28 protein-coding genes are annotated in these 25,698 nt (G+C 66.8%); 7 read left to right on the top strand and 21 right to left on the bottom strand.

Features of this window, described 5'->3' with window-relative positions; genetic code table 11:
* Nucleotides 1-96: 96 nt before the first annotated feature.
* Nucleotides 97-1,404 carry a M23 family metallopeptidase gene (locus tag PVW46_RS01475; RefSeq protein ID WP_069208498.1) on the top strand — a complete coding sequence of 436 codons (1,308 nt, stop codon included), beginning with the start codon at nucleotides 97-99 and terminating at the stop codon, nucleotides 1,402-1,404.
* Nucleotides 1,394-1,909, top strand: coding sequence for a bactofilin family protein (locus tag PVW46_RS01470; RefSeq protein ID WP_043143344.1), 516 nt, complete (start codon nucleotides 1,394-1,396; stop codon nucleotides 1,907-1,909). Before PVW46_RS01475 ends, PVW46_RS01470 begins: the two co-directional genes overlap by 11 nt.
* A 112-nt stretch (nucleotides 1,910-2,021) precedes the next feature.
* Here the strand turns inward: PVW46_RS01470 and PVW46_RS01465 are convergent, their stop codons facing one another.
* Nucleotides 2,022-2,312 carry a hypothetical protein gene (locus PVW46_RS01465; protein ID WP_069208499.1) on the bottom strand — a complete coding sequence of 97 codons (291 nt, stop codon included), beginning with the start codon at nucleotides 2,310-2,312 and terminating at the stop codon, nucleotides 2,022-2,024.
* A gap of 190 nt (nucleotides 2,313-2,502) precedes the next feature.
* Here PVW46_RS01465 and PVW46_RS01460 point away from each other — a divergent pair, with 190 nt between their 5' ends.
* On the top strand, nucleotides 2,503-3,885 hold the full coding sequence (locus PVW46_RS01460; protein WP_069208500.1) for a COG3904 family protein: 1,383 nt from the start codon (nucleotides 2,503-2,505) through the stop codon (nucleotides 3,883-3,885).
* A gap of 3 nt (nucleotides 3,886-3,888) precedes the next feature.
* Here PVW46_RS01460 and PVW46_RS01455 read toward each other — a convergent pair whose 3' ends face one another.
* From PVW46_RS01455 to PVW46_RS01410, 10 genes are all read right to left on the bottom strand, one after another.
* Nucleotides 3,889-4,473 (bottom strand): HNH endonuclease, encoded by a 585-nt coding sequence (locus PVW46_RS01455; protein ID WP_043143340.1) that lies wholly within the window; start codon nucleotides 4,471-4,473, stop codon nucleotides 3,889-3,891.
* A gap of 410 nt (nucleotides 4,474-4,883) precedes the next feature.
* Nucleotides 4,884-6,104: a PDZ domain-containing protein gene (locus tag PVW46_RS01450; protein WP_069208501.1), complete on the bottom strand. Its 1,221-nt coding sequence runs from the start codon at nucleotides 6,102-6,104 to the stop codon at nucleotides 4,884-4,886.
* A gap of 71 nt (nucleotides 6,105-6,175) precedes the next feature.
* On the bottom strand, nucleotides 6,176-6,472 hold the full coding sequence (locus PVW46_RS01445) for an antibiotic biosynthesis monooxygenase family protein (protein ID WP_043143338.1): 297 nt from the start codon (nucleotides 6,470-6,472) through the stop codon (nucleotides 6,176-6,178).
* A 90-nt stretch (nucleotides 6,473-6,562) separates the two neighbouring features.
* Nucleotides 6,563-7,015: a tetratricopeptide repeat protein gene (locus tag PVW46_RS01440; protein ID WP_069208502.1), complete on the bottom strand. Its 453-nt coding sequence runs from the start codon at nucleotides 7,013-7,015 to the stop codon at nucleotides 6,563-6,565.
* Nucleotides 7,015-7,404, bottom strand: a complete 390-nt coding sequence (locus PVW46_RS01435) for a hypothetical protein (RefSeq protein WP_139132257.1) — start codon at nucleotides 7,402-7,404, stop codon at nucleotides 7,015-7,017. Before PVW46_RS01435 ends, PVW46_RS01440 begins: the two co-directional genes overlap by 1 nt.
* Nucleotides 7,405-7,576: 172 nt before the next feature.
* Nucleotides 7,577-8,242, bottom strand: a complete 666-nt coding sequence (locus tag PVW46_RS01430) for an alpha/beta hydrolase (protein ID WP_043143334.1) — start codon at nucleotides 8,240-8,242, stop codon at nucleotides 7,577-7,579.
* 27 nt (nucleotides 8,243-8,269) lie between these two features.
* Nucleotides 8,270-8,401 (bottom strand): hypothetical protein, encoded by a 132-nt coding sequence (locus PVW46_RS01425; RefSeq protein WP_274574128.1) that lies wholly within the window; start codon nucleotides 8,399-8,401, stop codon nucleotides 8,270-8,272.
* Between the two features lie 57 nt (nucleotides 8,402-8,458).
* The gene (locus PVW46_RS01420) at nucleotides 8,459-8,605 is read right to left on the bottom strand and encodes a hypothetical protein (protein ID WP_274574126.1); all 147 of its coding nucleotides are present in this window, start codon (nucleotides 8,603-8,605) and stop codon (nucleotides 8,459-8,461) included.
* Nucleotides 8,602-9,249 carry a DNA-3-methyladenine glycosylase family protein gene (locus tag PVW46_RS01415; protein ID WP_043143331.1) on the bottom strand — a complete coding sequence of 216 codons (648 nt, stop codon included), beginning with the start codon at nucleotides 9,247-9,249 and terminating at the stop codon, nucleotides 8,602-8,604. Before PVW46_RS01415 ends, PVW46_RS01420 begins: the two co-directional genes overlap by 4 nt.
* The gene (locus PVW46_RS01410; RefSeq protein ID WP_083242196.1) at nucleotides 9,216-9,971 is read right to left on the bottom strand and encodes a precorrin-6A/cobalt-precorrin-6A reductase; all 756 of its coding nucleotides are present in this window, start codon (nucleotides 9,969-9,971) and stop codon (nucleotides 9,216-9,218) included. The genes PVW46_RS01415 and PVW46_RS01410 overlap by 34 nt, the downstream gene beginning before the upstream one ends.
* 254 nt (nucleotides 9,972-10,225) lie before the next feature.
* On the opposite strand from PVW46_RS01410, the gene PVW46_RS01405 reads away from it, so the two are divergent.
* Complete coding sequence (locus tag PVW46_RS01405; protein WP_082024679.1) at nucleotides 10,226-11,452, top strand: MFS transporter; 1,227 nt, start codon at nucleotides 10,226-10,228, stop codon at nucleotides 11,450-11,452.
* Nucleotides 11,453-11,478: 26 nt separating this feature from the next.
* Here PVW46_RS01405 and PVW46_RS01400 read toward each other — a convergent pair whose 3' ends face one another.
* From PVW46_RS01400 to PVW46_RS01380, 5 genes are all read right to left on the bottom strand, one after another.
* A complete protein-coding gene (locus PVW46_RS01400; RefSeq protein ID WP_069208504.1) occupies nucleotides 11,479-12,252 on the bottom strand; it encodes a squalene/phytoene synthase family protein in 774 nt (257 codons plus the stop codon).
* Entirely contained in the window at nucleotides 12,249-12,965 is a 717-nt protein-coding gene (locus PVW46_RS01395) for a class I SAM-dependent methyltransferase (RefSeq protein ID WP_274574103.1), read from the bottom strand. Before PVW46_RS01395 ends, PVW46_RS01400 begins: the two co-directional genes overlap by 4 nt.
* Nucleotides 12,965-14,584 (bottom strand): citramalate synthase, encoded by a 1,620-nt coding sequence (gene cimA / locus PVW46_RS01390; RefSeq protein ID WP_069208506.1) that lies wholly within the window; start codon nucleotides 14,582-14,584, stop codon nucleotides 12,965-12,967. The genes PVW46_RS01395 and cimA overlap by 1 nt, the downstream gene beginning before the upstream one ends.
* Nucleotides 14,585-14,777: 193 nt before the next feature.
* Complete coding sequence (gene cysS / locus PVW46_RS01385) at nucleotides 14,778-16,208, bottom strand: cysteine--tRNA ligase (RefSeq protein WP_069208507.1); 1,431 nt, start codon at nucleotides 16,206-16,208, stop codon at nucleotides 14,778-14,780.
* A gap of 279 nt (nucleotides 16,209-16,487) precedes the next feature.
* Nucleotides 16,488-16,868 carry a VOC family protein gene (locus tag PVW46_RS01380; RefSeq protein ID WP_043143320.1) on the bottom strand — a complete coding sequence of 127 codons (381 nt, stop codon included), beginning with the start codon at nucleotides 16,866-16,868 and terminating at the stop codon, nucleotides 16,488-16,490.
* A gap of 157 nt (nucleotides 16,869-17,025) precedes the next feature.
* Here PVW46_RS01380 and PVW46_RS01375 point away from each other — a divergent pair, with 157 nt between their 5' ends.
* Nucleotides 17,026-17,370 (top strand): MmcQ/YjbR family DNA-binding protein, encoded by a 345-nt coding sequence (locus PVW46_RS01375; protein WP_043143319.1) that lies wholly within the window; start codon nucleotides 17,026-17,028, stop codon nucleotides 17,368-17,370.
* 324 nt (nucleotides 17,371-17,694) lie between these two features.
* On the opposite strand, the gene mltG is transcribed toward PVW46_RS01375, so the two are convergent.
* The 4 genes from mltG to PVW46_RS01355 all read right to left on the bottom strand — a co-directional run bounded on the left by mltG (nucleotide 17,695) and on the right by PVW46_RS01355 (nucleotide 21,919).
* On the bottom strand, nucleotides 17,695-18,852 hold the full coding sequence (gene mltG, locus PVW46_RS01370) for an endolytic transglycosylase MltG (RefSeq protein WP_274574089.1): 1,158 nt from the start codon (nucleotides 18,850-18,852) through the stop codon (nucleotides 17,695-17,697).
* A 6-nt stretch (nucleotides 18,853-18,858) separates the two neighbouring features.
* On the bottom strand, nucleotides 18,859-20,121 hold the full coding sequence (gene fabF / locus PVW46_RS01365) for a beta-ketoacyl-ACP synthase II (protein WP_069208509.1): 1,263 nt from the start codon (nucleotides 20,119-20,121) through the stop codon (nucleotides 18,859-18,861).
* 219 nt (nucleotides 20,122-20,340) lie between these two features.
* The gene (map, locus tag PVW46_RS01360) at nucleotides 20,341-21,084 is read right to left on the bottom strand and encodes a type I methionyl aminopeptidase (RefSeq protein WP_069208510.1); all 744 of its coding nucleotides are present in this window, start codon (nucleotides 21,082-21,084) and stop codon (nucleotides 20,341-20,343) included.
* 55 nt (nucleotides 21,085-21,139) lie between these two features.
* Complete coding sequence (locus tag PVW46_RS01355; protein WP_069208572.1) at nucleotides 21,140-21,919, bottom strand: glycosyl transferase; 780 nt, start codon at nucleotides 21,917-21,919, stop codon at nucleotides 21,140-21,142.
* Nucleotides 21,920-22,178: 259 nt separating this feature from the next.
* Between PVW46_RS01355 and rsgA the strand changes: the two genes are divergently transcribed.
* Both rsgA and PVW46_RS01345 read left to right on the top strand, forming a co-directional pair.
* Entirely contained in the window at nucleotides 22,179-23,216 is a 1,038-nt protein-coding gene (rsgA, locus tag PVW46_RS01350) for a ribosome small subunit-dependent GTPase A (protein WP_069208511.1), read from the top strand.
* A 312-nt stretch (nucleotides 23,217-23,528) separates the two neighbouring features.
* Nucleotides 23,529-24,518: a nuclear transport factor 2 family protein gene (locus tag PVW46_RS01345; protein WP_069208512.1), complete on the top strand. Its 990-nt coding sequence runs from the start codon at nucleotides 23,529-23,531 to the stop codon at nucleotides 24,516-24,518.
* 191 nt (nucleotides 24,519-24,709) lie between these two features.
* On the opposite strand, the gene PVW46_RS01340 is transcribed toward PVW46_RS01345, so the two are convergent.
* Nucleotides 24,710-25,698: amidohydrolase (locus PVW46_RS01340; RefSeq protein WP_274574069.1), on the bottom strand; the 989-nt coding region annotated here is incomplete at its 5' end.

The raw sequence follows: 25,698 nt of genomic DNA, 5'->3' as shown, positions 1-25,698 counted from the left end.
GCGGTTGCGTGAAAGGCTGGGGTAAGCCCGACGACAGGGTGCCGTTAAGTGGGGACTGTGCGCACCTTGATTGGGACGGGACTAGGGGACAGTCAGGTGAGATCACGTCTGACCATCAGACTTCATGCGCTCGTAGAGCGCTTCTTTCCGGAACGCAGGCTCTTTCTGAGATCCGACAGCGACACGCGCTTTATCCGGCTGAGATCGGAAACGCAGGCGGTCGGCTTTGTCGGTCTGACATTGCTGGTGGGCTGGAGCATCGTGGCCACGTCGATCCTGCTGATGGATTCGATCGGTGCCGGCAACTTCCGCGACCAGGCCAAGCGCGACCAGCTGACCTACCAGCAGCGGCTGAACGCCCTGTCGGCCGAGCGCGACGCCCGTGCCGCCGAGGCGCTGGCCGCGCAGGATCGCTTTTCCTCCGCGCTGAAGCAGATCTCGGTCATGCAGACCGAACTGCTGAATTCCGAGGCACAGCGGCGCGAACTGGAAACCGGGATCGACGTGATCCAGGCCACGCTGCGCGAGGTGATGAAGTCGCGCGAAGAGGCGACCGCCCGGCTGGCCGAACTGGAAAGCGACCTTAAAGGCGAAGTGGCCCTGGCCCGCGCCAGCGGCGACGATGCCACCGTCAAGCTGCTGAACGAGGCGCTGACCCGCGTCGCAGAGGAACGCGACCAGGTGATCGCCGATGCCCAGGCCGCGCTGATCCGCGCCGCAGAGATGCAGGCCGAGATCGAGATCCTCGAAGACAAGAACGACCGCATCTTTCGCCAGCTGGAAGAGGCGATGACCGTTTCCGTCATGCCGCTGGACAAGATGTTCGAAAAGGCCGGCATGGACCCGGACCGCATCCTGAACGAGGTCCGCAAGGGCTACTCCGGCCAGGGCGGCCCGATGACGCCGCTCAGCTTTTCGACCAAGGGCGACGCCACCTCACCCGAGACGCTGCGCGCCAACCGCATCCTCAACCAGATGGACCGGCTGAACCTCTACCGGATCGCCGCCCAGAAGGCGCCTTTCGCCTCGCCGCTCAAGGACAGCTTCCGCTTTACCAGCGGGTTCGGCTATCGCTGGGGCCGGTTGCACGCGGGCACGGATTTCGCGGCGCCGCACGGCACGCCGATCTATTCCACCGCCGACGGCGTCGTGATCCACGCGGACTGGCAGTCGGGCTATGGCCGGCTGGTCAAGATCCAGCATGAATTCGGCATCGAGACCCGTTACGCGCATATGTCCAAAATCCGCGTGAAGGTCGGCCAAAGGGTCTCGCGCGGGGATCGGATCGGTGATATGGGGAACACCGGTCGGTCGACCGGGACTCATCTCCACTACGAAGTCCGAGTCGGCGGCAAACCCGTCAATCCGATGATCTATATCAAGGCTGCGAAAGATGTTTTCTAAGAGCAAGATCAATGAGCCCGGCCACAAGGCCGACGATACGTCGAAACCGGCCATGCCCGAGCCCTCGAAATCCTCCGCAGGCGAGTACAAGCCCGCAGCCACGCCCAAGGCAAAGCCGCCGGCCTCGTCGCTGTCGGCCGACCTGCACGTGACGGGCAATATCAAGACAACCGGCGACATCCAGGTCGAAGGCACGGTCGAAGGTGACATCCGCGCCCATGTCCTGACCATCGGCGAAAGCGCCACCATCAAGGGCGAAGTGGTCGCCGACGACGTGGTGGTGAATGGCCGTATCGTGGGCCGCGTGCGCGGCCTCAAGGTGCGCCTGACCGCCACCGCCCGTGTCGAAGGCGACATCATTCACAAGACCATCGCGATCGAATCCGGCGCCCATTTCGAAGGCTCGGTGCAGCGTCAGGACGATCCGCTGAACGGCGGCAAGCGCCAGCAGCCGGCGCCCCAGGCCCCCGCAGCGGCCCCGACCACGGCGGCCAGCAACGACTGATCGCGACGCTCTTGCATCTGACAACGTGAAAAGGCCCCGCCATTGGCGGGGCCTTTTGATTTCGCAGCCGGTGTTTTCGCCACCCTGGCCCGCCGGAACGGACCTGGGCGGGTCAGCCGCCCATCTTCTGTTGCTGGGTCTGGGTCTGCTGGACCTGCTGCTGCTGGTACTGCTGTTCGGTCCGTTCGCGGTTGCGATTACGGTTTCCGCCGCTGACATCCGGGCTGACCGGGCCGACCACGGTGCCGTCGTCCAGCACGTAGTTGCCATCCACGATCGACCCGCCGACCACGTTGCCGTACTTGTCGAACTGGACCGGCACATAGACCGGCACCGGCTCGGGCTGGGTGCAGGCGGCGGCCAGGGCGACCAATGCGGTGGCCGCGACGACTTTGAGTTTCATTGAGAGTCCCCCTCGTTCGGAATCTGCGCCCGAGTCTGCTCTTTCGCAGGGTCAACTGCAAGATCCCGAATGTCTAAAACCAGTGCACCTTGCAGGCCTGCCACGAAATTCCTCGCCTTTGAGGGGCGGCTTTGCTTTGCTGCCCGGGCGGACGGCCCGGAAGGGCCACCCGAGGAGAGAGGAGCCGCCCATGCACCGCCTGCTGATGATCGCCCTGGTCTTTCTGACCCTGCCCACCGCATCACGGTCGGCGCAACTGTCGCTGACCCAGGACTCGGACTATGGCTGCCTCATCGCGCTGGAGGGCCAGATCGCCGAAGGTGACAGCGACACCCTGCTGGCGCTGCTCAGACAGGCCGCATCCCTGCCGCGCTATGCCAACACGATCTACGTGAACGAGGCTCCGGCGGGCGGCGCGCCCAACGTCGCCATCTACGAGCCGATGAACCTCTGTCTCGACAGTCCCGGCGGCGCGCTGACAGAGGCGATGGCGCTGACCCGGCTGGTCCATGGCACCCTGGGCACGGTCATCCGCGCCGGCGCCCGCTGCGAAAGCGCCTGTGCGCTGGTCTTCATGGCGGGCAGTCATTCGACGGAAACGGATTTCGGCGTCTCGGTGAACCGCTTTCTGCATGTCGACGGGCGGCTTGGCTTTCACGCGCCCAGTCTGACCGTCCCCGAGGGCCGCTATGACGCCGCGACCGTCGCCCGTGCCTACGAGATTTCCGTCGCGGTGAGCGAGCTGATCTTTCGCAACCTCGTGACCTACCGTTTCGCGCCTTCGCTGGCGGCGCGGATGCACGCCACCCCTGCTATCGACATGCATTATGTCACCCGCGTCGAAGAGGCCGCGCGCTGGGACATCGGCATCCTGGGCATCGCCCCGCCAACCCGGATCAGCGACGCGGCGATCCGCAATGGCTGCAACAATCTCTACCTGAAGGTGCAGGACCAGATGACCAGCGATCCCGACGCCTGGTCGCGCGGCGGCCTGCCCTTCGAGGCAGTGCGCCGCACCGACACCGGATTTTCCTATACCGCCTTCGGGATGGAGGCGGCGGGCACCTGCACCGGCGGCTCTGCCACCTCCGGGCCGGACGCGGGCCTGGTCGAGAGCTTCTGGGGCAACGCGCGGCTAATCCGCCAGTCCGTCTGGGGGGTCGGCGGTGTCCGCGACGCGCAACCGCCGGTCTTTTTCGGCTTCTTCCAGAACTACATGGCCTGGCCCGGAGAAATGCCGCTTTCCGCCCTGCCCCGCGACGGTCGCGTGCCCGACGACCAGACTGCAACCGGGCGCTGCTACGTCTTCACCGGAGAGCCGGCGGTCAAGAGTGACGACGAACCCTGCCTGCGCCAGCGGCTTGCAGCGGCGGACGGCAGAATGATCGACACTTTCGAATGGCCCTCGGGCGCGCAAACCCGGCTGGAACAGGCAGGCGGCGCGCTGGCGATCAACGGCGCGACGGCGATCCCCTGGTACTGGCCCGGCGCGGCGCAGCCGGGCGACGCGCCTCCCCGCTGTTACCGCAACGAGGTTTCGCAGAATGTTTTCTGCTTTGCGCGGGACGGCTAGGCCTCAGGCCTCCAGCTCGGCATCCCAGTAGAGGAAATCCAGCCAGCTGTCGTGCAGGTGGTTCGGCGGGAACCGGCGCCCCATGTTCAACAGCTCCGAGGCCGAGGGCTGGCGCGGCGGCTTGCGCAGGCTCATGTTCACCTGCCGCAGGCTCTTGGACCCCTTGCGCAGGTTGCAGGGCGCACAGGCGGCAACGACGTTCTCCCAGCTGGTGATGCCCCCCGCGGCGCGCGGGATCACGTGGTCAAAGGTCAGTTCCGTCTTGGTGCCGCAATACTGGCAGCGGAATTCGTCCCTCAGAAAAAGATTGAAGCGCGTGAAGGCCACGCGCTTCTGAGGTTTGACGAAATCTTTCAGGACCACCACGCTGGGAATCCTGAGCGTCATACTCGGACTGCGCACCACCTCGTCATACTCGGCGACGATGTCGACCCGGTCGAGAAAGGCCGCCTTGATCGCGTCCTGCCAGGGCCAGAGGCTGAGCGGATAGTAGGATAGCGGGCGGTAATCGGCGTTAAGCACCAAGGCTGGATGGTGTTTGAGAGCGCCCGGCTCCCTTACAAAATGTGTCCTGAACTCACTGTTCATGAGAGACTCTTCCCTCGCCCTGCCTGCTCAACCTGTAAGCACCAGAGCGGGGAACCCGCCCCAGCCTGAGAAACACTATATCTCGCGTTTTGCCTCTGGCAAGTCCCGCAAGATAGAGTGGTCGTAACGAGGAGTAGCCTGCTTAGGTAAAAGGCATGTGACAGATGGCAGGCTGGAAATGGGCATGCACGCCCTGCCCACTCCCCTGTCAGCTGCGGGTCCGGTCATGCCTCGTTGTCTGCGGATGACCCCCGCTCCTCGACATATAGGGCGCATCACTGCCAGCAGGCGGCCACCACGCCGGAGCGCACTTTGGGCGCCGGCCCTGCCGTCCCGGCGAGACTTGCGGGACAGGCTCCCGGATCGCGCTGCGCCCTTGTCTTCGGCTTTGGTCGGCACCGGAGTTTTTCCTACAGATCCGAGGTAATCAACCAGGCCTCCCCGTTCCGGAACACCCACACGAGGACGAAGACCTTGCAGCGCTTGCGCAGCTCAGCGGTGAGCGCCTCGGCTTCAGCGAGCGTCCCAACGCTCTTCTGGTCCAGTCCCGAGACCACGTCGCCGGGTCGAATGCCCTTGTTCCAGGCGTCGGACCTCTCGTCCACGGCGACTACCAAGAGGCCCTGCCGGTCCTCGGACAGACCGAATTCGCGCCGCCGCCCCGTGTCGATCGGGGCCAGGGTCACAGACGGCAGGACCTGCTCCGAGGTGTCCGATGGCGGTTCGGCTCGCGTGTTGAGAGGTTCGGCCAGAGTGACCTTTACCGACTGGTCCCGACCCGCGCGGTTGAGCCGCACGACAATGCTCTCCCCGGCCCGATGCGCAAGAACCATCGCGACAAGCCCGCGCGTATCGGTCACCGTTTCACCGCCCATTTCCAGCACCACGTCCCCCGCCTTGATCCCCGCCGCCCTGACCGGGCCATCGAGCACTTCGGACACCAGTACGCCGCTGGTTCCGGACACCCCCAAGGCCTTGGCGATATCCGCGTCGAGGTCTTGAACCCGCAGGCCAGTCCAGCCGCTTCTTGCAGGCGCAACCGGTTTCCCGGCCGTGGGCGGCGTTGGTGTCTCGCGCGGCTTGTCCGCGTCCCGGGCCGAGACCGCCGCCAGTTCCAGCGCCCCGAATTCCGTGTTGGCGTCACCAAGCAGTTGCAGCACCGTGTAGTCCAGCGCCTCGTTGGCTTCCAGCGGCACCGGGCTGACATCAAAGATCTGCGTGTTGCCGTCCACCCCGCCCCGGACAAAGCCGAGATGGAACCGCACCGCCGCGATGGCATTGCCGCCGATCTTCGGGTGATCCAGAACGCCGGGCACGCAATGATCGTTTGTCACACCCCTGTTACCCGCCACCAGGAAGGCGGTGCAGGGCACGAACTTGTTTCTGTCCGTCAATATATCCAGCTTGCCCACCGCACGGCCAAGCCGGGCAAAGGGCGAATTGGCGCTGTAGTTCGAGATGAACTCGATGCCCTGTGCGCCGATCATGGCCTCGTTGCGAATCGTGCCCGGCGCGGATTGCTTTCTGTCGATGACCACCTTGCCGAAATCGGCGCCATCGAAAACCGGCAGATCCTGGGCGGTGGTCTCACCGGCGGCAAGGATCAGGACAAGGGCAAACAGAGGGCCCATGAAATCCTCCCGAGCTGAAATCACAACCACCCTGGCAAGTCCCGCCGCCGCGCCGAAACAGCAAATCCGGCTCAGGCCGCAACCAGGTCATAGTGCCGGATCAGCCGATGCTCGACCAGCTCGGCCTCGGCGGGGTCGATATGGGGTGTGGTGTAATCTTCGCCGACAAAGGCCTTGAGGGCGTCGAGGTCGCGCCAGATCATGACAAAGGCGAAATCGCGCGGGCTCTCGGCGCGCGCCGCGCCGGGATAGACGTCGACGACGCCATCGGTGCCTTTCATCAGCGGAATGGCCGTTTCGTGAAAGAACTTGGCGAACTCCGCCTCCTTGCCGGGGCGGATGGTGACCTGGAAGATGCGCATGATCATGGGACGGGCCTTTCCTGTGCCGGGACCGGAGCCGCCCGGCCCCTGGGCCCAGTGTAGCATGAATCGGGTGGGAGGGGCCGTTTGACGCGGCTAGTCTGGCAGCAGTGTCCGCATGGCATCGAGACTGTCCGGGCCGATCTGCCCGTCAACGGGACCATCATAGAGGTCACGCTTCTTCAGTTTCTCCTGCATGGCGCGCGTGGTGGCCTGGTCCCAGTCCGAAACATCCCGCTCGACCGCCCAGTCATCCCCCAGCTTGAGACCTTCGACATAGAGCCGGGCCGCCTCCGCGGGTGACGCGGGAACGCCGCGCCCTTCTTCATACATCAAGCCAAGGTTGTACTGAGCATACCGATACCGCTGATCCGCCGACTTGCGATACCACTGTGCGGCAAGCTTGTCGGATTGTGCTACACCGCGCCCCCTAATGTACATTACGCCAAGGCTGTTCTGGGCACTCGCGTGCCCCTGGTCCGCTGCCTTACGATACCACCGCGCGGCAAGCGTGTCGGATTGTTCCACGCCAAGACCATTCTCGTACATCACACCCAGGATGTTCCGGGCAACCGGATCGCCGGTATCGGCGGCCCGAGTGTATTTCTCAAAGGCTTCGTCAAACCTCTGGTCGGAAAAATACGCCTGCCCCGCCGGATCGTGCGCGGTTTGCCGTCCGGTGTCACAAGACAGATGTCGAGCCGTCCGACGAGTTTGGCCAGTTGCTGCACATCGTCCGGCGCTTCCTTGATCGGACGCCAGAACCCTCTCAGGTCCTCGGCCTTGCAGCGGATCGACGGCAAGGCGCTGCTTTCACGGTCGAGGTCGAAACTGAAATCGCATTCGTTCAATGCGGCGGCGGGACCGGAAAGGGCGCTGGCAAGAATGGCAACAAGCGAAAGACGGGCAAAGGACATTTGCAAAACGGCTCCGGTCAATGGATCCGCTCTGGCAGTCTAGCAAGAAATCCGCCCTGTCGGAGTCCGGAAATCCCGTCCACCGTCGGGGCCGAAGACCTAACGGACAGTAAAATCGCCTTTGCAACCCAATGAAGACATTACGTCATCTTTCTGTCCGTGCAAGGACACCCCTTTTTCACAAGCCGCGCCGTCAGAACCCGCACTTGTCCCGCAGAAAGGCCAGCGACACGCCCAGCCCGTCCGGTGCGATGCCATGCGCGGTGCCTTCCATGATATGGGCAAAGACCTCCTTGAAGCCCGCCTCCTGCAGCGCTTCCGCCGCCTGCGGCAGCGATTGCGGCGGCACCACGTCGTCCTGGTCGCCATGCACCAGCAGGATCGGCGGCTTGCTCTTCCACTCGTCCGCCAGCAGCTCCGGCGCCAACAGGCGGCCCGAGAAACCGACGATCCCCGCCAGTTCGTCCTCGCGGCGCGGGCCGACGTGCAGGCTCATCATCGTGCCCTGGCTGAAGCCGAACAGGGCCACCTGTTCCGGCAGCAGGTCTTCGTCCACCATCAGCGCGTCGAGAAAGGCGTTCAGGTCGTCGACCGCGCGCGCCATGCCGGCCATCGCCTCTTCCTCGGACGAGCCGTCGATCCAGGGGATCGGGAACCACTGGAACCCGAAGGGCGCCCCGGCACAGGCTTCGGGCGCGTCGGGGGCCACGAACAGCGTGTCGGGCAGGTGTTCGCCCAGCGGATCCGCCAGCCCCAGGAGGTCCGCCCCGTTGGCCCCATAGCCGTGCAGGAAGACGACGCAGGACCGCATCTCTCCCGATACCGGCCCCTTGCGGCCCGTCTGCAATACTCGTGTCATGCCCTGTCTCCTGTGATGTGCTTGCGGTCAGCGCTTCTCGAAAAAGCAGACCTCGACCGCGCCCGCATTGTCCTGTAGCGCGGTGTCGTTGATGCGAAATTCCATGACTCGGCGGATCTGTTGCGTGTTGAACGTCCAGCCGCTGGGAAAATGTCCCACACTCCCCCCGTCCAGCCGGTAGAGCAGCCGGTCGGAGGGCAGCGCGGCCCGTTCCTTTCAGGTCGCATAGGGGGCAAGCCGCGCCTCGTCCGCTGTGCCGTGGCCATCCGGGCCAACACGGTCACAGGTATTGATATCCTGCGCCTCTGCGGCGCCGGACAGCGCCGCCGCCATGACCCCGACGGCCACAAGAACATGCTTCATGCGATCCCCTCGCGCTTCTTCTCCACATGGTAGTAGGCCCAGAGCGCGCGCGCCGCAACCGACCGCCAGGGCGCCCAGTCGCGGGCCATTTCGCGCAGCGCCTTTTCACGCGGGCGCTCTGGCAGGTCAAAAAGCACCCGCGCGCCTTCCTGCAGCGCCAGGTCGCCAGGAGCAAAGACATCCGCCCGCCCGAGGCTGAACATGGCATAGATCTCGGCGGTCCAGACGCCGATCCCCTTGACCGCCACCAGCCGCTTGATCACCGCCTCGGTCGGCATGGCACGCAGGGCGTCGAAGTCGATCCCGGCCTGTGCCAGTGCCTGCGCATAGGTGGCCTTCTGGCGCGACAGGCCAAGGGCCCGCAGATCGTCATGGCTCACCTCCGCCACCGCCTGGGGCGTGACCATGCCCGCCGCCTCCAGCCGGGCCTGGATCGCCCGGGCCGAGGCAACGCTGACTTGCTGGCTGACGATCGCGCTCAGCAGCTGCGCGAATCCGTCAGGTCGCAGCCGCAGCGGCAAGGGCCCGGTCCGGTCCAGCGCAAAGGCAAAACGCGGCTCACGCGCGGCGAGCCACGCCGCCCCCTCGGCCACGCAGGCGTCCGAGCGGATCAGCCGTCCGACAGGTTGTGCATCCTCAGCCATGCCAGGGCCTCCTTCACACTTGCGACACGCGGCCCGCCGGGCCGGCGCGGACGGGCGATCATGGCCACCGGCAGATGCAGGCGGCGCGCCGCCTCCAGCTTGGGCCAGCCGCCCGGGCCGCCCGCGTTGTGCACCATCAACCAGTCGATCCGCTCGCGCCGCAAGAGGCGGATCTCCTCGGCGACGGTAAATGGCCCGTCGGCAGGCAGATAGCGTCCCCGGCGCAGCGGGAAAGGCGCCTGCCCGCCGCCGATGCGCCGCATCAGCACATGGGCCCGCAGCGCCCGCAGCCCCGGCAGGGCCGCCCGACCCGTGGCCACCAGCACGCGCGCGCGCGCCGGGATCACCTCCGCCGCCGCGCGGACATCGCGCAAGGCCACCCAACGGTCGCGGCGGGTGGGCCGCCACTCCGGGCGCACCAGCTGCAGCAGCGGCAGACCGGTGGCGCGCGCGGCCCGCGCCACGGCAAAGGCGGTTTCCACGTCACAGGGATGCCCGGCCTCGACCACCACGCGGGCGCCGCTGTCCCGCAGCCAATCCGCCGTCACCGGACCGAGACTCACCGGCCCCGGCCAGCGCCGCGCGACACGTTCACGCGTAGGCAGCCGCACATGGGCACCGGGCAAGGCCCGGGCCAGCTCATGCGCTTCCGCCGCGCCGCCGATGATCACGATCCCCGTCATGGCCTCCCCATAGAACAGCCCGCCGGGAAAGGGAAACACGAGCGCCGGCCCTCGTCCCGCTCCCAGGGCGCGGCGGAGCCCGCATGGCCACTGCCCGTGTTTCGTCTCTCTCAAAATATCGCCGGGGGAGTCGACCAAGGGGAGACGGGGGGCTGCGCCCCCCTCCGCCCCAGGATGCCGGGCGATCCCTGGGCGAAATGACGCTACGTCATCGGCCACGCGGCGCGCCCGCTGTTCCACCGCGCGACATATTCCCTCTTGCCCATATGAGCGGCGCCGCCTAACCCATGCGCATGAGTGACGTGACAGTGCCCCCCACCGACAGCCGCGCCAAGCGCAACGTGACCGTCCTGGTGCTTGCCCAGGCCATCCTCGGCGCGCAGATGCCGATGATCTTCACCATCGGCGGGCTGGCCGGACAGTCGCTGGCCTCGAACGCCTGTTTCGCCACCCTGCCGATCTCCCTGATCGTGCTGGGTTCGATGCTCTCGGCGACGCCAGTCTCGGCGCTGATGCAGCGCTACGGGCGTCGCGCGGGGTTCTTTGTCGGCGCCGGGGCGGGCGCGCTTGGGGGCATGGTCGGCGCCTACGGGCTCTACATCGCGTCTTTCCCGATCTTCCTCCTGGGCTCTCTCATCACCGGCACCTACATGTCGGCGCAGGGGTTCTACCGCTTCGCCGCCGCCGACACCGCCTCGGATGACTTCCGCCCCAAGGCGATTTCCTACGTCATGGCGGGCGGCCTGCTGTCCGCGGTGATCGGCCCGCAGCTGGTCAAGGCGACCTCGGATGCCTTCGTGGTGCCCTTCCTGGGCGCCTATGCCGCCGTTGTGGCGATCAACGTCATCGGCGCGATGCTCTTTCTCTTCCTCGACATCCCGCGCCCCCCGCGCCCCTCCGAGGACGCGCCCAAGGGCCGTTCCCGCTGGGAACTGCTGACGACGCCGCGCATCGCCGTGGCGGTGATCTGCGCCACCGTGTCCTACGCGCTGATGAACCTTGTCATGACCTCGACGCCGCTGGCGGTGGTGGGCTGCGGGTTCGAGACCGGGGATGCGGCCAATGTCGTCACCGCACACGTCCTGGCCATGTTCGCGCCCAGTTTCTTCACCGGCCACCTGATCGCCCGCTTCGGCGTCGAAAAGATCATGGCGCTGGGGCTGGTGATCCTTGCCGGCGCGGGCGTCGTGGGTCTGTCGGGCGTCGAGCTGGAACAGTTCTTCGTCGCGCTGGTGCTGCTGGGCCTGGGCTGGAACTTCGGCTTCATCGGCGCCACGACCATGCTCGCGGGCGCGCATGAACCGCATGAGCGGGGCCGGATGCAGGGTCTGAACGACCTCATCGTCTTTGGCGGTGTGACCTTCGCCTCGCTGGCGAGCGGTGGCCTGATGAACTGCTCGGGCGGCTCGGCGCAACAGGGGTGGACGGCGGTCAACCTCGCCATGGCGCCTTTCCTCGTGCTGGCAGGCGGCGCGCTGATCTGGCTGGTGATGCGCCCCCGCGACACTGCCGAGGCGTGACCCCGTGCCGGGCCTGACCCGGCGCCTCAGCTTGTCAGCAGGTGCCAGCGGCGGGAAAACTCGCTGAGCCGCAACCGCCCCTCGCCCACCGAGGCCGGATCGCGCGCCGCCAGCGCCAGCAGCGGCTTTCCCTGCGCAAATTCCCGCAGCGCCGCGCCAGCCACCCCGTGCCCGCGCCGCAGCGCCCGCAGCGACGGGACCTTGCGCACTTCCTCCAGCCGCGCGCGGGCCAGGGAGGCGATCGCCTCTGCCCGCCCGTCCGGCAGGGGCAGCTTGCCGCGCGCCTCCAGCTCCGGAACCGCCTGAAAATACCGCGCCAGCGCCGCTGCCCGCGCATGGGCCAGCACCGCCGCCTCATCCACCCGTGCCCCCAGAGCCGAGAGAGCCGCCAGCGCCAAGTGCCCCGCCGTCGCGTCCAGGTAATCCATCAGCGCGGCTTCATTCCCGAAGGGCGCGCGCTCAAGATCCGCCTCGCGCGCTTCCACGGCCTTTTGCAGACCGGACACATCCACCCCCGCCAGCGCCTGCGCTAAGGGCGTGACCACCTCGTGCCGCCGGATGAACCCGCCCGAGCCGATCTCTTCCAGCGCATCCCGCCACCATTGCAGCCGCATCTGCGCGATCATCGGCTCCTGCGTGACCCAGGGCGCCCGGCTGACCTCGACGTTGAAGGCATAAAGCGGCATCAGTACAGCGCGCGCCGGCAGCGGCGCCGCCATCGCCGCCACGAACCGCTCGGGGTCGCCGCGTTCGACGATCTGCGCGCAGGCGTAAAGGTCGCTGCCCTCTTCCCAGCTCATGACAGCCGCCGCGCGGCAACAAGGTGATAGCCGGTCTCATGCCGCACCGCGCGCCAGGCCCGCGCCTCCTGCGCGCAGAGGTCCAGCATCTCGGTCAGCCCTGCATCCGCCCCGGGGCGCAGCGCATCGATCCGCGCCTCCATCGGCTGGTAATAGGCCTCCCAGCCCGCGTCCGAAACATCGCGCGTGCCCAGGATCTCGAACCCCGCCGCCGCCACCGCTGCGGCGATGCCCGCGCGGTCGCGGGTCGGGTAGTCCTCCCAGAAGGCACGCGCCTCCGCGCTTGGCGTTTCAGTGAAATAGCAGGGTTCGGAAAAGGCCATGACGCCGCCGGGTTTCAAGGCCCCGCGCATCACCTCCAACCCGGGTTCGAGCCCCAGGAAATAAAGCGCCCCGGCGCACCAGATCATGTCAAAAGGCGCCTCGGCGAACTCGGCAATCCGCCCCATGTCGTCCTTGCGTACCGTGACCTGCGGCAGGTCGGCAAAGCGCGCCTGCATCTGCGCGACAAAACCCTCCTGCAGGTCCACCGCCAGCACCCGGCCCGCGCGCGCCAATGCCACCACGTCACCCCCCGCACCCGCGCCCGCGTCGCAGATCGCCGCGCCCTCGGGCAAGGCGGCAAGCTCCAGCGCCCAGGCCACGTCCTCCGCGCTGCCCGGCCCCTCGCGCGGCAGGTCCTTGTGGACGGCGAAGAAGGCCTCCCAGTCCATCAGCCCTGCCCCCCGTCGCGCACCAGCTTCCAGCGCACCGCGTCCAGCAGCGCCTCGAACGAGGCATCGACGATGTTCGCGCTGACGCCCACCGTGGCCCAGCGCCGCCCCTGTCCATCCTCGCTGTCGATGATCACGCGGGTCACGGCCTCTGTCCCGCCCTGGGTGATGCGCACCTTGAAGTCGACCAGCCGCATGTCGTCGATCGCCTCCTGGTAGCGGCCTAGGTCCTTGGCCAGCGCCTTGGACAGCGCGTTCACCGGGCCGCGGTCATTGCCCGCCTCGTCCATCGACTCCGACACCGACAGTTTCTTCTCGCCATCGACCTTGACCACGACAACGGCCTCGGACAGCGAGACCATCCTGTCGTACTTGTTCTTGCGCCGCTCCACCGTCACCCGGTAGCGCTTGACCTCGAAGAACTCGGGCAGCATCCCCAGCTCGTCCCGCGCCAACAGCTCGAAACTGGCCTGCGCGGTGTCGTAGGAATAGCCCTCGGTCTCGCGCGCCTTGACGCGGTCGAGGATGCGGGCCAGCGCCGGATCGCCCTTGTCGACCTCCAGCCCCATTTCCGACAGGCGGCGGCGCAGGTTCGACTGGCCCGCCTGGTTCGACATCGGCACCACGCGGCGGTTGCCCACCAGCCCGGGGTCGATATGCTCGTAGGTGGTCGGGTCCTTGAGGATCGCGCTGGCATGCAGCCCGGCCTTGTGCGCAAAGGCCGAGGCGCCGACGTAGGCCACCTGTTTCTGCGGCACCCGGTTCAGGATGTCGTCCAGCATCCGGCTGGTCCGCGTCAGCCCGGCCAGCGCCTCCATGCTGACACCCGTCTCGAACAGGTCCTTGTAAGGCGCTTTCAGCAGCAGCGTCGGGATCAGCGCCGTCAGGTTGGCATTGCCACAGCGTTCGCCAAGACCGTTCAGCGTGCCCTGGATCTGGCGCGCCCCGGCCATCACCGCCGCCAGCGACCCCGCGACGGCGGTTTCCGTGTCGTTGTGCGTGTGGATACCCAGGTGATCGCCGGGCACCCCCTTTTCGATCACATCCTGCACGATCTGCCCGATTTCATGCGGCAAGGTCCCGCCGTTGGTATCGCAGAGCACGATCCAGCGCGCCCCCGCCTCCAGCGCGGCACGCAGGCAGTCCAGTGCATAGGGCGCATTCGCCTTGTAGCCGTCAAAGAAATGCTCGGCATCGAACAGCGCCTCGCGCCCCTGCCCCACGAGGTGCGAGACCGAGGCGGCGATATTGGCGATGTTCTCCTCCAGCGTGATGCCCAACGCGGTGGTGACGTGGAAATCATGGGTCTTGCCGACAAGGCAGACGGCAGGTGTGCCCGCATTCGTCACCGCCGCCAGCACCTCGTCATTGGCCGCCGAGCGGCCCGCGCGCTTGGTCATGCCGAAGGCGGTCAAGGTGGCGCGGGTCTGACCCACCTCCTCGAAGAAGGCACTGTCGGTCGGGTTCGCCCCGGGCCAGCCGCCCTCGATGTGATCGACGCCAAGCGCATCGAGCGCCGCGGCGATCTTGAGCTTTTCGGCAGTGGAGAACTGGACACCTTGGGTCTGCTGCCCGTCGCGCAGCGTGGTGTCGTAGAGGTAGAGGCGTTCGCGGGTCATGACCTTCCCCCGAGTTGGGCGAGACAGGAGGCGCGCATGCGCCATGCCCGACCTCGGGAGGGCCCTGACGCAGTCCCGGCGTTTGCACTCCAAAGCTCCAAAGCCGCTCTCACTTCGATATTGCCAACGAATGCCCTCCCCGGGGGGAGGTCGGGCATGGCGCATGCGCGCCGGGTGGCTCTGTTTGCAGCCATCATTCCAGCCCCTCCAGCTTGGCCGCGTCAAACCCGGCGCCCGGCACCAGGTCCACCCCCGCCTTGGACATGCGCACTTCGACCCCCGCCTCGATGAGGGCCTGCTTCATCCGGTCTACCTCGGAGAAATCCTTGCTCTGCATGGCCTGGGCGCGGGCCTCGGCCAGACGGTCCGCAAGCGCTGCAAGATCGACGGAGACCGTCTCCCAACCGGAGAGCGCATTGGTCAGAAGGCCTAGTAGATTTGCACTCGCCAAAAAATCTGCAGGACTAGGAGCCTCGCGTGCTTGGTCTGGATTTCGACGATTGAGTTCAATTGCTTTGGACATTGCGTCCAAGCGGTCACGCGCGACAACGGTATTCAAGTCATCCGCGAGCGGATCAAGAATTTCTTGCAGCGGCTTCCCGGGCTCTACGCCCTCCACGATGCTCCGCCACCTACGCAACTTGCTTTCTGCAATTCGCGCCTTTTCCGCCGTCCAGTCCATTGGTCTGCGGTAGTGCGTGCCAAGCATGACAAAGCGGATCACCTCGCCCGGCACGCCCTGGTCCAGCAGGTCGCGCACGGTAAAGAAGTTGCCCAGGCTCTTGGACATCTTCTTGCCCTCGACCTGCAGCATCTCGTTGTGCAGCCAGACCCGCGCGAAATCCCCCTCGGGATGGGCGCATTTCGACTGGGCGATCTCGTTTTCATGATGCGGGAAGGTCAGGTCATTGCCACCGCCGTGGATGTCAAAACTCTCTCCCAGGAGCGCGAAGCTCATGGCCGAGCATTCGATATGCCAGCCCGGCCGCCCCCGGCCCCAGGGGCTTTCCCACCCCGGCAACTCGTCCGAAGACGGCTTCCACAGCACGAAATCCATCGGGTTCTTCTTGTAGGGCGCCACCTCGACCCGGGCACCCGCGATCATGTCCTCGACCGACCGGCCAGACAAGGCGCCATACTGGGCATAGCTTTCGACCGCGAACAGCACATGACCCTCGGCCTCGTAGGCGTGACCGGAGGCGATCAGCCCCTCGATCATGGTGATCATCTCGTCGATGTACTCGGTCGCGCGCGGCTCTTGCGTGGGCCGCAGGGCGCCCAGCGCGTCCATGTCCGCGTGATACCAGCCGATAGTCTCGTCCGACCGCTCGCGCACCAGCTCCTCGAGCGTGCCCGATGCCCCCGCCTCCTTGCGCTGAAGCGCGGTTGCGTTGATCTTGTCGTCCACGTCGGTGAAATTGCGCACATAGGTGACGTGGTCCGGGCCATAGACATGGCGCAGCAGACGAAAGAGCACGTCGAACACGAGGACCGGGCGCGCATTGCCCAAGTGCGCGCGGTCATAGACCGTGGGTCCGCAGACATACATCCGCACGTTGTCGGGGTCTATGGGGCGGAAGTCGTCCTTCTTCCGGGTCCGGGAGTTGGTGAAGCGGATGTTCATGGCCTCGTCCTTCGCAAATCTTGCGGCGGGCCTAGCAACTCTATGATGCGAATGGAATAGAGGACCGTCCCGCCAATGGCCGGGATGTCCCGACCGGTGTCAGCAGGTAATGCAGCAGAGGGTATGTGCAGCGGTCGTCATGGGCGTGGCTTAGCACGGCGCCCCTGCCCTGCCAAGCCGCGCCTTTCCAGCGTGGCGGGGGTATTTTTGCCAAGAAGAAACCGCAAGCGCGCGCCTCGGGGCTTCTTCTTGGTCCAAATACCCAAACGACGGTGACGCTCAGCCGTAGCTCACCATTTCATATTCCACCGCGTCCGGCCCATCGAAATAGAAGCGGCGGCCGGGTTCGTAGTCGGCATGGTTGAATGTCTCGATGCCCAGAGCACGGACACGGGTCTCGATCGCGTCGAGATCCTCGACCACGATGCCGACATGGTTCAACCCTGCGGCGTTGCCGTAGCGGGGATGTGCCTCGGCGACTGGCGCCTTGGGGGTGTAGAGGGCAAGGTAGCTGTCCGCGTTGCCGACATGGACGGAATAGCCGTTGTTGAGCGAGGCGCCCTCCCACCGGATGTGCCAGCCCAGGAGGCGGGACAGGAAATCGGCGGTGGCGCGGGCGTCGGGGACGGTGATGTTGACGTGTTCGAGGCGGGCGTTCATGGCTCTGTCCTTTCCATTGCAATATGGGGCAAAGCGTAATTCCTCAAGTTAGATTTAGATCAAGAGGAAAATATCGCTTCATTTCATATCTGTAGAGATATTCTTCGAGATCCTTGTGCGGCTTGCACCGGCACGGCGCCCGGGGCATCCTGCGGGCATGGGACGCGATACGGTCAACGAGATCTGCCAGGCGCTGCCCGGGGCGGAAAGATCCGATCCCTGGGGTGGCGGGCATGATGCCTGGAAGGTAGGGGGCAAGATGTTCGCCTGCATCGGCGTGGCCAACGACGGGGTGTCGGTCAAGACGCCCTCGGTCGAGGATGCGGCCCTGCTGATCGAGATGGCGCGCGCGGTCAAGGCCCCCTATTTCCACCGCTCCTGGGTGCGGGTGGACTGGGAGGCGGTGCCCGAGGAGGAGCTTCGGGACCGGATCGAGACCTCTTACCGGATCGTCTTCGGCGGTTTGACGAAGAAGAAACAGCGGGACATCGCGGGCGGCTGAGGCCGGGCGCAAGGCGCTTACAGGCGCCTTGGAAACGCTTTTCGAAAAGTGTTGAAGCGGTTTTCAAACCGCTTTTCCAGCGGCAAAGCCCGCCGGCGGCGCAATGGCCGGGCGGGTCGTCACATGTCTCTCATGGATGTCTGAAAACGGCGGCCGCCGGACGGATCGGTCTTGCCGGGGTGTCACTCCCGGCCCTTTTCGGGGCGTCGCCCCCTCGTTCCGCGCAGATCGAAAGGCCCCCGAGCGGGGTCATGATCCGGTTTTCAGTGCTAGCGGGAGAGAGCATCCGCCCTCACGGTTTAGAAACCGTGAGGGCAGCGTGCGTTACTGGTCGCGCTGCGCCTCCAGCGCGCGGTAGGCGGCGACGTTGCGGTTGTGCTCGTCCAGCGTGACGGCAAAATTGTGTCCGTCGCGCGGGTCCAGCGTCTTGGCCACGAAGTAGATGTAATCCGTGTCCGCCGGGTTCAGCGCTGCCTCGATGCTGGCGCGGCCCGGGTTGGCGATGGGGGTCGGCGGCAGCCCGTCGATCCGGTAGGTGTTCCAGGGGGTCTCTGCATCCAGTTCCGACCGGCGCAGACCCCGGCCCAGCGGCCCCTCGCCCTTGGTGATGCCGTAGATCACCGTCGGGTCCGTCTGCAGGCGCATGCCCTTGTCGAGGCGGTTGACGAAGACGCTGGCCACCTCGCCGCGTTCCTGCGGGCCGCCGGTTTCCTTCTCGATGATCGAGGCCAGGATCAGCGCCTCTTCGGGGCTTTCCAGCGGCAGGCCCGAGGCGCGGTTGGCCCAGGCCTGGGCCAGGATCACCTCCTGGCGTTCCTTCATCCGCGCGATGACATCGGCGCGGCTGTCGCCGGGCAGGATCTCGTAGCTGTCGGGGGCCAGGCTGCCCTCCTCGGGCACGTCGACCTCTCCGTCAAGTACGTCGATCTGTTTCAACTCTTCGACCACCTGCCAGCTGGTCACGCCCTCGGCCAGGGCCACGCGGAACCGGGTGCCGGTGGTGTCCTTGACCTGGGCATAGAAATCGGGTGCGTCGCCTTCGCCGGGGTCGAAGCTTGCCTGTTCCTCGTAGCGGCCCGTGGCCGGGTCCACGGCCCGGACCTGTACCGTCGCGCGGGTGATGCCGATGCGGTAGACCACCTCGGTGCCGCAGGTCGAGGCGCCGCCGCGGGTGACGATGTCGGTGATCTCGGACATCGAGGCGCCCTCGGGGACAAGGTAGCTGCCCGCCTTCAGCGCCTGGGTCTTGTCACCGTAATCGGCACCGACGCGGAACATCATCGCGCTCTTGACCGCGCCCTGGTCCGACAGATCCTCGGAGACGGCACGCATGTTGGTGCCGCGCGGCACCTCCAGGCAGATCGGTGCGGTCAGCGGACCCTGGGCATGGTATTCGCGCTGCGCCCAGATCAGGACGCCGCCGAAGAGAAACAGCGCGACGACCAGGAAGGTCAGCGCGTTCGAGGCGATGCTGCGCCACATGCGGGATTACTCCACCTTGCCGAAGACCACGCTGGCATTGGTGCCGCCAAAACCAAAGGAGTTGGACAGGGCGTAGGTCACCTTGCGCGGGCGTTTGGCATTTGGGGCCAGGTCGATGGGGGTGTCCACCGCCGGGTTGTCGAGGTTGATTGTCGGCGGGGCCACCTGGTCGCGGATGGCAAGGATCGAGAAGATCGCCTCGATCGCGCCGGCGGCGCCCAGCAGGTGCCCGGTGGCGGATTTGGTCGAGGACATGGTGACGCTGGTGGCGTGATCGCCCAGCAGGCGTTCCACCGCGCCCAGTTCGATGGTGTCGGCCATCGTCGAGGTGCCATGCGCGTTGATGTAGTCCAGCGCCGTGGCCTCGATCCCCGCGTCCCGCAGTGCGGCACGCATCGAGCGTTCGCCGCCCTCGCCGTCCTCGGAGGGGGCGGTGATGTGATAGGCGTCGCCCGACAGGCCGTAGCCTGCCACTTCGGCGTAGATCTTTGCGCCGCGCGCCTTGGCGTGCTCGTATTCTTCCAGCACGACGACACCGGCGCCTTCGCCCATGACAAAGCCGTCACGGTCGGCGTCATAGGGACGGCTGGCCGCCTTGGGGTCGTCGCCGCGTTTGGTGCTGAGCGCCTTGCAGGCGTTGAAGCCCGCGATGCCGATTTCGCTGATGGCCGCCTCGGCGCCGCCCGCGATCATCACGTCCGCGTCGCCGTACTTGATCAGCCGGGCCGCGTCGCCGATGGCATGGGCGCCGGTGGAACAGGCGGTCACGACCGCGTGGTTCGGCCCCTTGAACCCGTATTTGATCGAGACGTTGCCCGAGATCAGGTTGATCAGCGCGCCGGGGATGAAGAAGGGCGACACCCGGCGCGGCCCCTTGTCACGGATCAGGAGCGCGGTTTCCGCGATGGCGTTCAGCCCGCCGATCCCCGACCCGATCATGACGCCGGTGCGCAGGCGGTCTTCCTCGCCCTCGGGCTTCCAGCCCGCGTCGGTGACGGCCTGTTCCGCGGCGGCGATGCCGAAGCGGATGAATTCGTCGACCTTGCGCTGTTCCTTCTTGTCCATCCAGTCGTCGGGATTGAAGGTGCCGTCGCTGCCGTCGCCGTAGGGCACTTCGCAGGCATAGGTCGTCGCCAGGTGGCTGGCATCGAACTTGCTGATGGTGCCCGCCCCGGACTGGCCGTCCAGGATCCGGCTCCAGGTCTCTTCGACTCCGCAAGCCAGCGGCGTGACCAGCCCCAGCCCGGTGACAACTACGCGACGTGCCATGCGCCTGCCCTCTCTCTCACATTCTTTTTCCGCTCATACCGCGCGAAGCCCCGCAGGGGCAAGGGGATGCCGCCCCCGTCGGCAGACAACCGACCGCCGCACAAGGCCCGCGCGGCGTGCAGTGGCTGCGATCTGGCCAAGGCTCGGGTCACCGCGCCGCCCCACGGGCTGCACCACAAGGCAAAGACCCTTGGCCAGGATGCCGGCGGACCGCCGATGTCAGCCCGGCAGGGTCAGGATCCTGGCGCCGCGCGGCGTGGCGACGACCGTATGTTCGAATTGCACGGTCTCGGCGGGCGGTACGCTGTGCAGGGTCCAGCCGTCGCCTGCCTCGTCCGCCATCCGTCCCCCGCGCGACAGGAAGGGTTCGACGGTCAGGACAAGCCCTTTGGTGATCCGGCGGCGCTCGGCCCGGGTGGGCCATGTGGCGATTTCCTCCGGATACTCGTGCAGGCTCCGCCCGACGCCATGGCTTGCGAGGTTGCGAATGAGCGTGTAGCCGCGCTTTTCGGCAAAGCGCCCGATGGAGGCGCCGATACCCGCAAGCGGCTTGCCCGCGGCGACCTGCGCAATGCCGATCTGCATCGCGCGGTGGCCGTCCTTGCACAGCCGGTCAGGCTGCGCCGTCGCAAGTCGAAAGCTGGCACCTGTGTCGGCGAAAAAGCCATCCTTGCTGGCCGAGACGTCGATGTTCACGAGATCCCCGGCGCGCAGCAGGCGGTCGCCGGGAATGCCGTGGGCGATCTCTTCGTTGACGCTGATGCAGGTGGCGCCGGGAAAGTCATAGGTCGTCTCCGGCGCCGAGGCCGCCCCCGCCCGATCCAGCAAGCGGCGCCCGAGGTCGTCCAACTCGCGGGTGGTCATGCCCGGCTCTGCCGCGCGGATCATCGCCTGCAGGGTGTTGGCCACGATGCGGCCGATGGCCTGCATCCCGTCGAGTTCGTCTTGCCGGGTGATCGTCATGGTGTGTCTTTCGGTCCCCGTGATCCGGACTGCCGGGCGGGAGATGTCTTGCGCCTCAGGCCCAGTCCGCGCCCAGGTCTGCGCGGGCGCGGTCGATCCAGTGTTCCTGCAACCAGTCGCAGGGCTTGGAATAGCGGATGAAAGATCCGGTATACCCCGACAGGGCATCCGTCATCTTGGGGCGCCCGTGAAAACAGACCACACGGGCCTCCGCAGGCAGGCGCGGCGCATGCAGGTAATTGCCGGGAAATGGGTTGCAGTCGTACTTGAACGACACCACCCACTCGCCCGGAATATAGGTGAACACGCCCCGGTCCATCGCCTTGTGCGAGGTATAGCGCTGCTCCGATCCGCGCGCCTTTTCCACCTCTTCATAGGGGTTGGCGGCCAGATCCTCGTAGAGGAACCCGTGCTGCGCCGGATCGAAACGAAAGACCGACCCGTGCCCGGTGGGCCGCCCCTTGCGCTTTTCCGTCCAGTCATGGCGCATCGCCACGGTGCCAGGCGCCAGGTCGTGGATCTCGTCCAGCCCGCCGGTGATCACCACGTCCAGGTCAAAGCCCAGCACCGGCCCTTCGAGGTCCGGCACCAACCCGGGACGAAACAGCGAAGTCTTGCGCATCGCGCCCTGCCGGTTGGCCACCGCCAGCGCCGCGTTCATTGGCTCGGCATAGGGTTCGACCGGCAGGTCCAGCACCTCGATATCCGGGTGCAGCCCCTCGGCGTGTTCCGTCATCACCATGAAACGGACGGGCCGCGACAGGTTGCGCCGCACGCCGGAATACAGCCGGTTGACATACTCGGGGCCGAACAGCGTGCCCCACTTGATGCACATGATGTTGATGGCCGTCACGCTGCGCCCCCGCCTTGGTGTTGCCCGCGCGGCATAGCAACGCCCGCGCCGGAACACCAGCGCTTGCGGCGGGCCGGTGCCGCGCCTAGATTGGCCGTGAACCCGAACCCAGGACGGAGGCCATGATGGAGATTGCATCGACCCTCCGGGCCGCGCGCTAACTTTCAGCCCGCCGCCCGTGCACGCATTTCAGGCCACCTGCCGTGGCCTTTACCTGCATGTCTGAACGGGACCTACAACATTGACAGAGTTTGATCTGACCGGCCTGGGATGGTCGGCCCATTTCGCGCGCCAGCTGGGCGACGATGACCGGGGCCTGGCCCCTGCCCGCCTCTCCGAGGTGCACCGCGACCGCCTGCGCGCGCTGACGCCCGGGGGTGCCCTCTCCCTTCTGCCCGTCGAGTCCACCGGCGCCTATGCCGTGGGCGACTGGGTGCTGAGTGACGGCAGCCGTGCCGTCCGGCGGCTGGACCCCACCAGCGACCTCACCCGCCGCGCCGCCGGGCGCGAGGCAAAGCTTCAGCGGATCGCGGCGAATGTCGACACGCTGGGCATCGTCACCAGCTGCAACGCCGATTTCAACATCGCGCGGCTGGAACGCTACCTGGCGCTGGCCCATTCCGCGGGCTGCCTGCCGCTGGTGGTGCTGACCAAGGCCGACATGGCCCGGGACGCGGACGACTACCTGCGCCGGGCACAGCGGCTCTCGCCGCTGGTGACCGCCATCGCGTTGGACGCCACCGACCCGGCCGAGGTCGCCCGCCTTGCGCCCTGGTGCAAGGACGGGCAGACGCTGGCGCTGGTCGGCTCTTCGGGCGTGGGCAAGACCACGCTGCGCAACACGCTCACCGGCGAACACGAGCTGACCCAGGGTATCCGCGAGGATGACGCCAAGGGCCGCCACACCACCACCGCGCGCAGCCTGGTGCCCACCCAGGCGGGCGGCTGGCTGATCGACACGCCGGGGATGCGAGAGCTGCAACTGGCGGATGCTGACGAGGGCATCGGCGCGGTCTTCGAGGACATCGAGGATCTCGCCCGCCAATGCCGCTTCCGCGACTGTGCTCATGCCGGGGAACCGGGCTGCGCGGTACAGGCCGCCATCGAGACGGGCGCGCTTGATCCCGACCGGCTGGCGCGTTGGGACAAGCTGCGGCGCGAGGACCGCTACAACAGCGAAACCGTGGCCGAGGCACGGGCGCGCGGCAAGGCCTTCGGCAAGATGGTGCGCGAGATTTCGACCAGCAAGAAGCGCCGCCACGATCCCGGCGCCCCATGACACCAGGCGCGGGCATGCCCCCTGCCCGCGCTTTTTTTGCGCCCCCGTGGTCGTTCCGCATGACATGCTTGCCGCTCCGCATGGGGCAGGATGCGTACAGCACCGACAGCGGAGACAGATCATGGACCCGACCCTTTTCATTGCCACCCGCCCCCTGCCCCGCGGACCAAGCGACAGCCCCCGGGTCATCGAGGCCTTCTACGCGGAACACGGCCAGGGCTGGCGTCCCGGCCTTTCCGCCCTGCTGCCTCCCCTCGCCCGCGCCCTGCGGCGGGTTTGGCACCGAAGGCCACAAGGGATAGACCAATGCACATGACCCGCCCGCCACAGCCCGTCCCCCCTGCGCAGGATCCCGACCGCGCCGCCGTCGCGGCGGTGATCCGCGCCGAGACCACGGCCTTTCAACAGCGCGACTACGCGGCCTGGGCCCGCTGCTGGGTGCAGGAGCCGCGCACGCGGGACGTCTATGTCTCGCCCGCCACCGGGTTGACCGTCCACAGCGGCTGGGCCCAGATCTCGCGCTACATGAAACACGTTATGGACAGCGGCATCGGCTGCCCGAACGTGCCCTTCGGACAGGAAAACCTCCGCATCACCCTCTCGGGCGACACGGCCTGGGTGGTCTACGACGAATGGGCTGCGCCGCCGGGGTCGGCCCGGATCGAGAGCTTCGAAACGCGGATCCTGGAACGGATTTCGGGCGATTGGCGGATCGTCTACGCCGCCTTCGTGATGCGGCACGGCGACCCCGGCGGCGACGAGGCGATCTCGGTCGATGCCACGGGCCAGTTGCTCTGGGCCAGCCCCGTAACGCTGGCCCGGCTGCAGGATCACCCGCTGCTGACCTTGTCGGCGGGCCGGCTGCGCGCCCACCGGCGCGATTGGGACAGGGCCCTGCAAGAGGCGCTGAGGCGCGCCGGGCAGTACCACGGCTATTTCGAATTGCACCGCTTCACCCAGGAGACCGGCGGCCCCTTCGGTTACCCGGCGATCCTGGGAGAGACCGACACCGGCGGGCTGGCGATCGTGCATCTCTCGGTGCGCAACGGCACGACCTACGTCCGGATCGACGGCGACGCCCAGATCGACCGCCGCCTGACGGTGGCCCAGGCGGTCTACGGGCTGTCGGACGGCCAGGTGCGGCTGGCCCGCCAGATCGCCGATGGCAAGGGACCGAAAGAGGCCGCCGAGGCGCTGGGGATCAGTGTCAACACCGCCCGCACGCACCTGTCCCGGCTCTATGAAAAGACCGGGGTCAACGCCCAGACGGCGCTGGTGCGCCTGCTGCTGAGCGTCGGGTGACACCCAGGGCGCGCGCCCCTGCTTCTTCTCTCTCAAAATACTCCGGCGAGCGCGAGAGGCTGGCCCCTCGCATCCTTCGGTGCACACCGCCAGTGTGACGAACTGGCTCCTTACGCCCCACTTGGAACAGTGGGACGGCGGGCGGGGCGACGTGCCCCCGAACGGGGGCACAAGCGGCGCCCTGCCGTCCTTTACGACGCCAGCGGCATCCGGCGTTCGACGATCTCCGCCCACCAGGAACATCCCGCCGGGATCGCCTCGTCGTTGAAGTTGTACTCCGGGTGGTGAACCATCGCCGTGTCGCCGTTGCCCACCAGGATATAGGCACCCGGGCGCTCCTCCAGCATGTAGGCGAAATCCTCGCCGCCCATGACGATGGGCGCCTCGTCGACACCGCCGGACACGGCCCGGGCCACGTCGCGGGCGAACTCGGTCTGCTCGGAGTGGTTGACCATGACCGGGTAGCCGCGGTGATAGATCACCTCGGCCGTGCCGCCATAGGTGGCCGCGACACCCGCCGCGATCTCCTTGATCCGCTGTTCCGCCAGGTCGCGCATCGCAGTCGACTGGGTGCGCACCGTGCCGCGCAGGAAAACCTTTTGCGGGATCACGTTGAAGGCCTTGGAGGACGTCTCGAACGACGTGACCGAGACCACCACCTGGTCGACCGGGTCGGCGTTGCGCGCCGCGATGGTCTGCATCGCCAGCACCAGCTGGGACGCCATCACCGTCGTGTCCACGGTCTCATGCGGCTTGGCCGCGTGACCGCCACGGCCCTCGAGGTTGATCTCGAACTGGTCGGTGGCGGCAAAGAAGGCGCCTTCGCGGATGGCAAAGCTGCCCACCGGCTGGCCCGGCCAGTTGTGCATGCCATAGACCTCCTGGATGCCCCAACGCTCCATCATGCCGTCATCGCACATTTCCTTGCCGCCGCCGCCGCCTTCTTCGGCAGGTTGGAAGATCACGACGACCGTCCCGTCGAAATTCCGCGTCTCGCTCAGGTACTTTGCCGCGCCCAGCAGCATGGCGGTGTGCCCGTCATGGCCGCAGGCATGCATGGCGCCATCGGTTTTGGAAGCGTATTCGACGCCGGTCTGTTCATGGATCGGCAGCGCGTCCATGTCGGCGCGCAGCCCGATGACCTTGCCCGACCCATTGCCGCGCCCCTTGATGACACCGA

The sequence above is a fragment of the Mameliella sp. AT18 genome (genome assembly GCF_028807275.1).
Taxonomy (GTDB): Bacteria; Pseudomonadota; Alphaproteobacteria; order Rhodobacterales; family Rhodobacteraceae; genus Antarctobacter; species Antarctobacter albus.
Note: the sequence above shows the minus strand (reverse complement) of the source record. Positions and strands in the feature narration are given on the sequence as shown.

Excerpts from the sequence above, each read along its gene's own strand:
- PVW46_RS01470 (WP_043143344.1), top strand. The coding sequence starts at position 1,394 with ATGTTTTCTAAGAGCAAGATCAATGAGCCCGGCCACAAGGCCGACGAT.
- PVW46_RS01465 (WP_069208499.1), bottom strand. The coding sequence starts at position 2,312 with ATGAAACTCAAAGTCGTCGCGGCCACCGCATTGGTCGCCCTGGCCGCC.
- PVW46_RS01460 (WP_069208500.1), top strand. The coding sequence starts at position 2,503 with ATGCACCGCCTGCTGATGATCGCCCTGGTCTTTCTGACCCTGCCCACC.
- PVW46_RS01455 (WP_043143340.1), bottom strand. The coding sequence starts at position 4,473 with ATGAACAGTGAGTTCAGGACACATTTTGTAAGGGAGCCGGGCGCTCTC.
- PVW46_RS01450 (WP_069208501.1), bottom strand. The coding sequence starts at position 6,104 with ATGGGCCCTCTGTTTGCCCTTGTCCTGATCCTTGCCGCCGGTGAGACC.
- PVW46_RS01445 (WP_043143338.1), bottom strand. The coding sequence starts at position 6,472 with ATGATCATGCGCATCTTCCAGGTCACCATCCGCCCCGGCAAGGAGGCG.
- PVW46_RS01440 (WP_069208502.1), bottom strand. The coding sequence starts at position 7,015 with ATGTACGAGAATGGTCTTGGCGTGGAACAATCCGACACGCTTGCCGCG.
- PVW46_RS01430 (WP_043143334.1), bottom strand. The coding sequence starts at position 8,242 with ATGACACGAGTATTGCAGACGGGCCGCAAGGGGCCGGTATCGGGAGAG.
- PVW46_RS01420 (WP_274574126.1), bottom strand. The coding sequence starts at position 8,605 with ATGAAGCATGTTCTTGTGGCCGTCGGGGTCATGGCGGCGGCGCTGTCC.
- PVW46_RS01415 (WP_043143331.1), bottom strand. The coding sequence starts at position 9,249 with ATGGCTGAGGATGCACAACCTGTCGGACGGCTGATCCGCTCGGACGCC.
- PVW46_RS01405 (WP_082024679.1), top strand. The coding sequence starts at position 10,226 with ATGAGTGACGTGACAGTGCCCCCCACCGACAGCCGCGCCAAGCGCAAC.
- PVW46_RS01400 (WP_069208504.1), bottom strand. The coding sequence starts at position 12,252 with ATGAGCTGGGAAGAGGGCAGCGACCTTTACGCCTGCGCGCAGATCGTC.
- PVW46_RS01395 (WP_274574103.1), bottom strand. The coding sequence starts at position 12,965 with ATGGACTGGGAGGCCTTCTTCGCCGTCCACAAGGACCTGCCGCGCGAG.
- cimA (WP_069208506.1), bottom strand. The coding sequence starts at position 14,584 with ATGACCCGCGAACGCCTCTACCTCTACGACACCACGCTGCGCGACGGG.
- cysS (WP_069208507.1), bottom strand. The coding sequence starts at position 16,208 with ATGAACATCCGCTTCACCAACTCCCGGACCCGGAAGAAGGACGACTTC.
- PVW46_RS01380 (WP_043143320.1), bottom strand. The coding sequence starts at position 16,868 with ATGAACGCCCGCCTCGAACACGTCAACATCACCGTCCCCGACGCCCGC.
- PVW46_RS01375 (WP_043143319.1), top strand. The coding sequence starts at position 17,026 with ATGGGACGCGATACGGTCAACGAGATCTGCCAGGCGCTGCCCGGGGCG.
- mltG (WP_274574089.1), bottom strand. The coding sequence starts at position 18,852 with ATGTGGCGCAGCATCGCCTCGAACGCGCTGACCTTCCTGGTCGTCGCG.
- fabF (WP_069208509.1), bottom strand. The coding sequence starts at position 20,121 with ATGGCACGTCGCGTAGTTGTCACCGGGCTGGGGCTGGTCACGCCGCTG.
- map (WP_069208510.1), bottom strand. The coding sequence starts at position 21,084 with ATGACGATCACCCGGCAAGACGAACTCGACGGGATGCAGGCCATCGGC.
- PVW46_RS01355 (WP_069208572.1), bottom strand. The coding sequence starts at position 21,919 with ATGTGCATCAAGTGGGGCACGCTGTTCGGCCCCGAGTATGTCAACCGG.
- PVW46_RS01345 (WP_069208512.1), top strand. The coding sequence starts at position 23,529 with ATGACCCGCCCGCCACAGCCCGTCCCCCCTGCGCAGGATCCCGACCGC.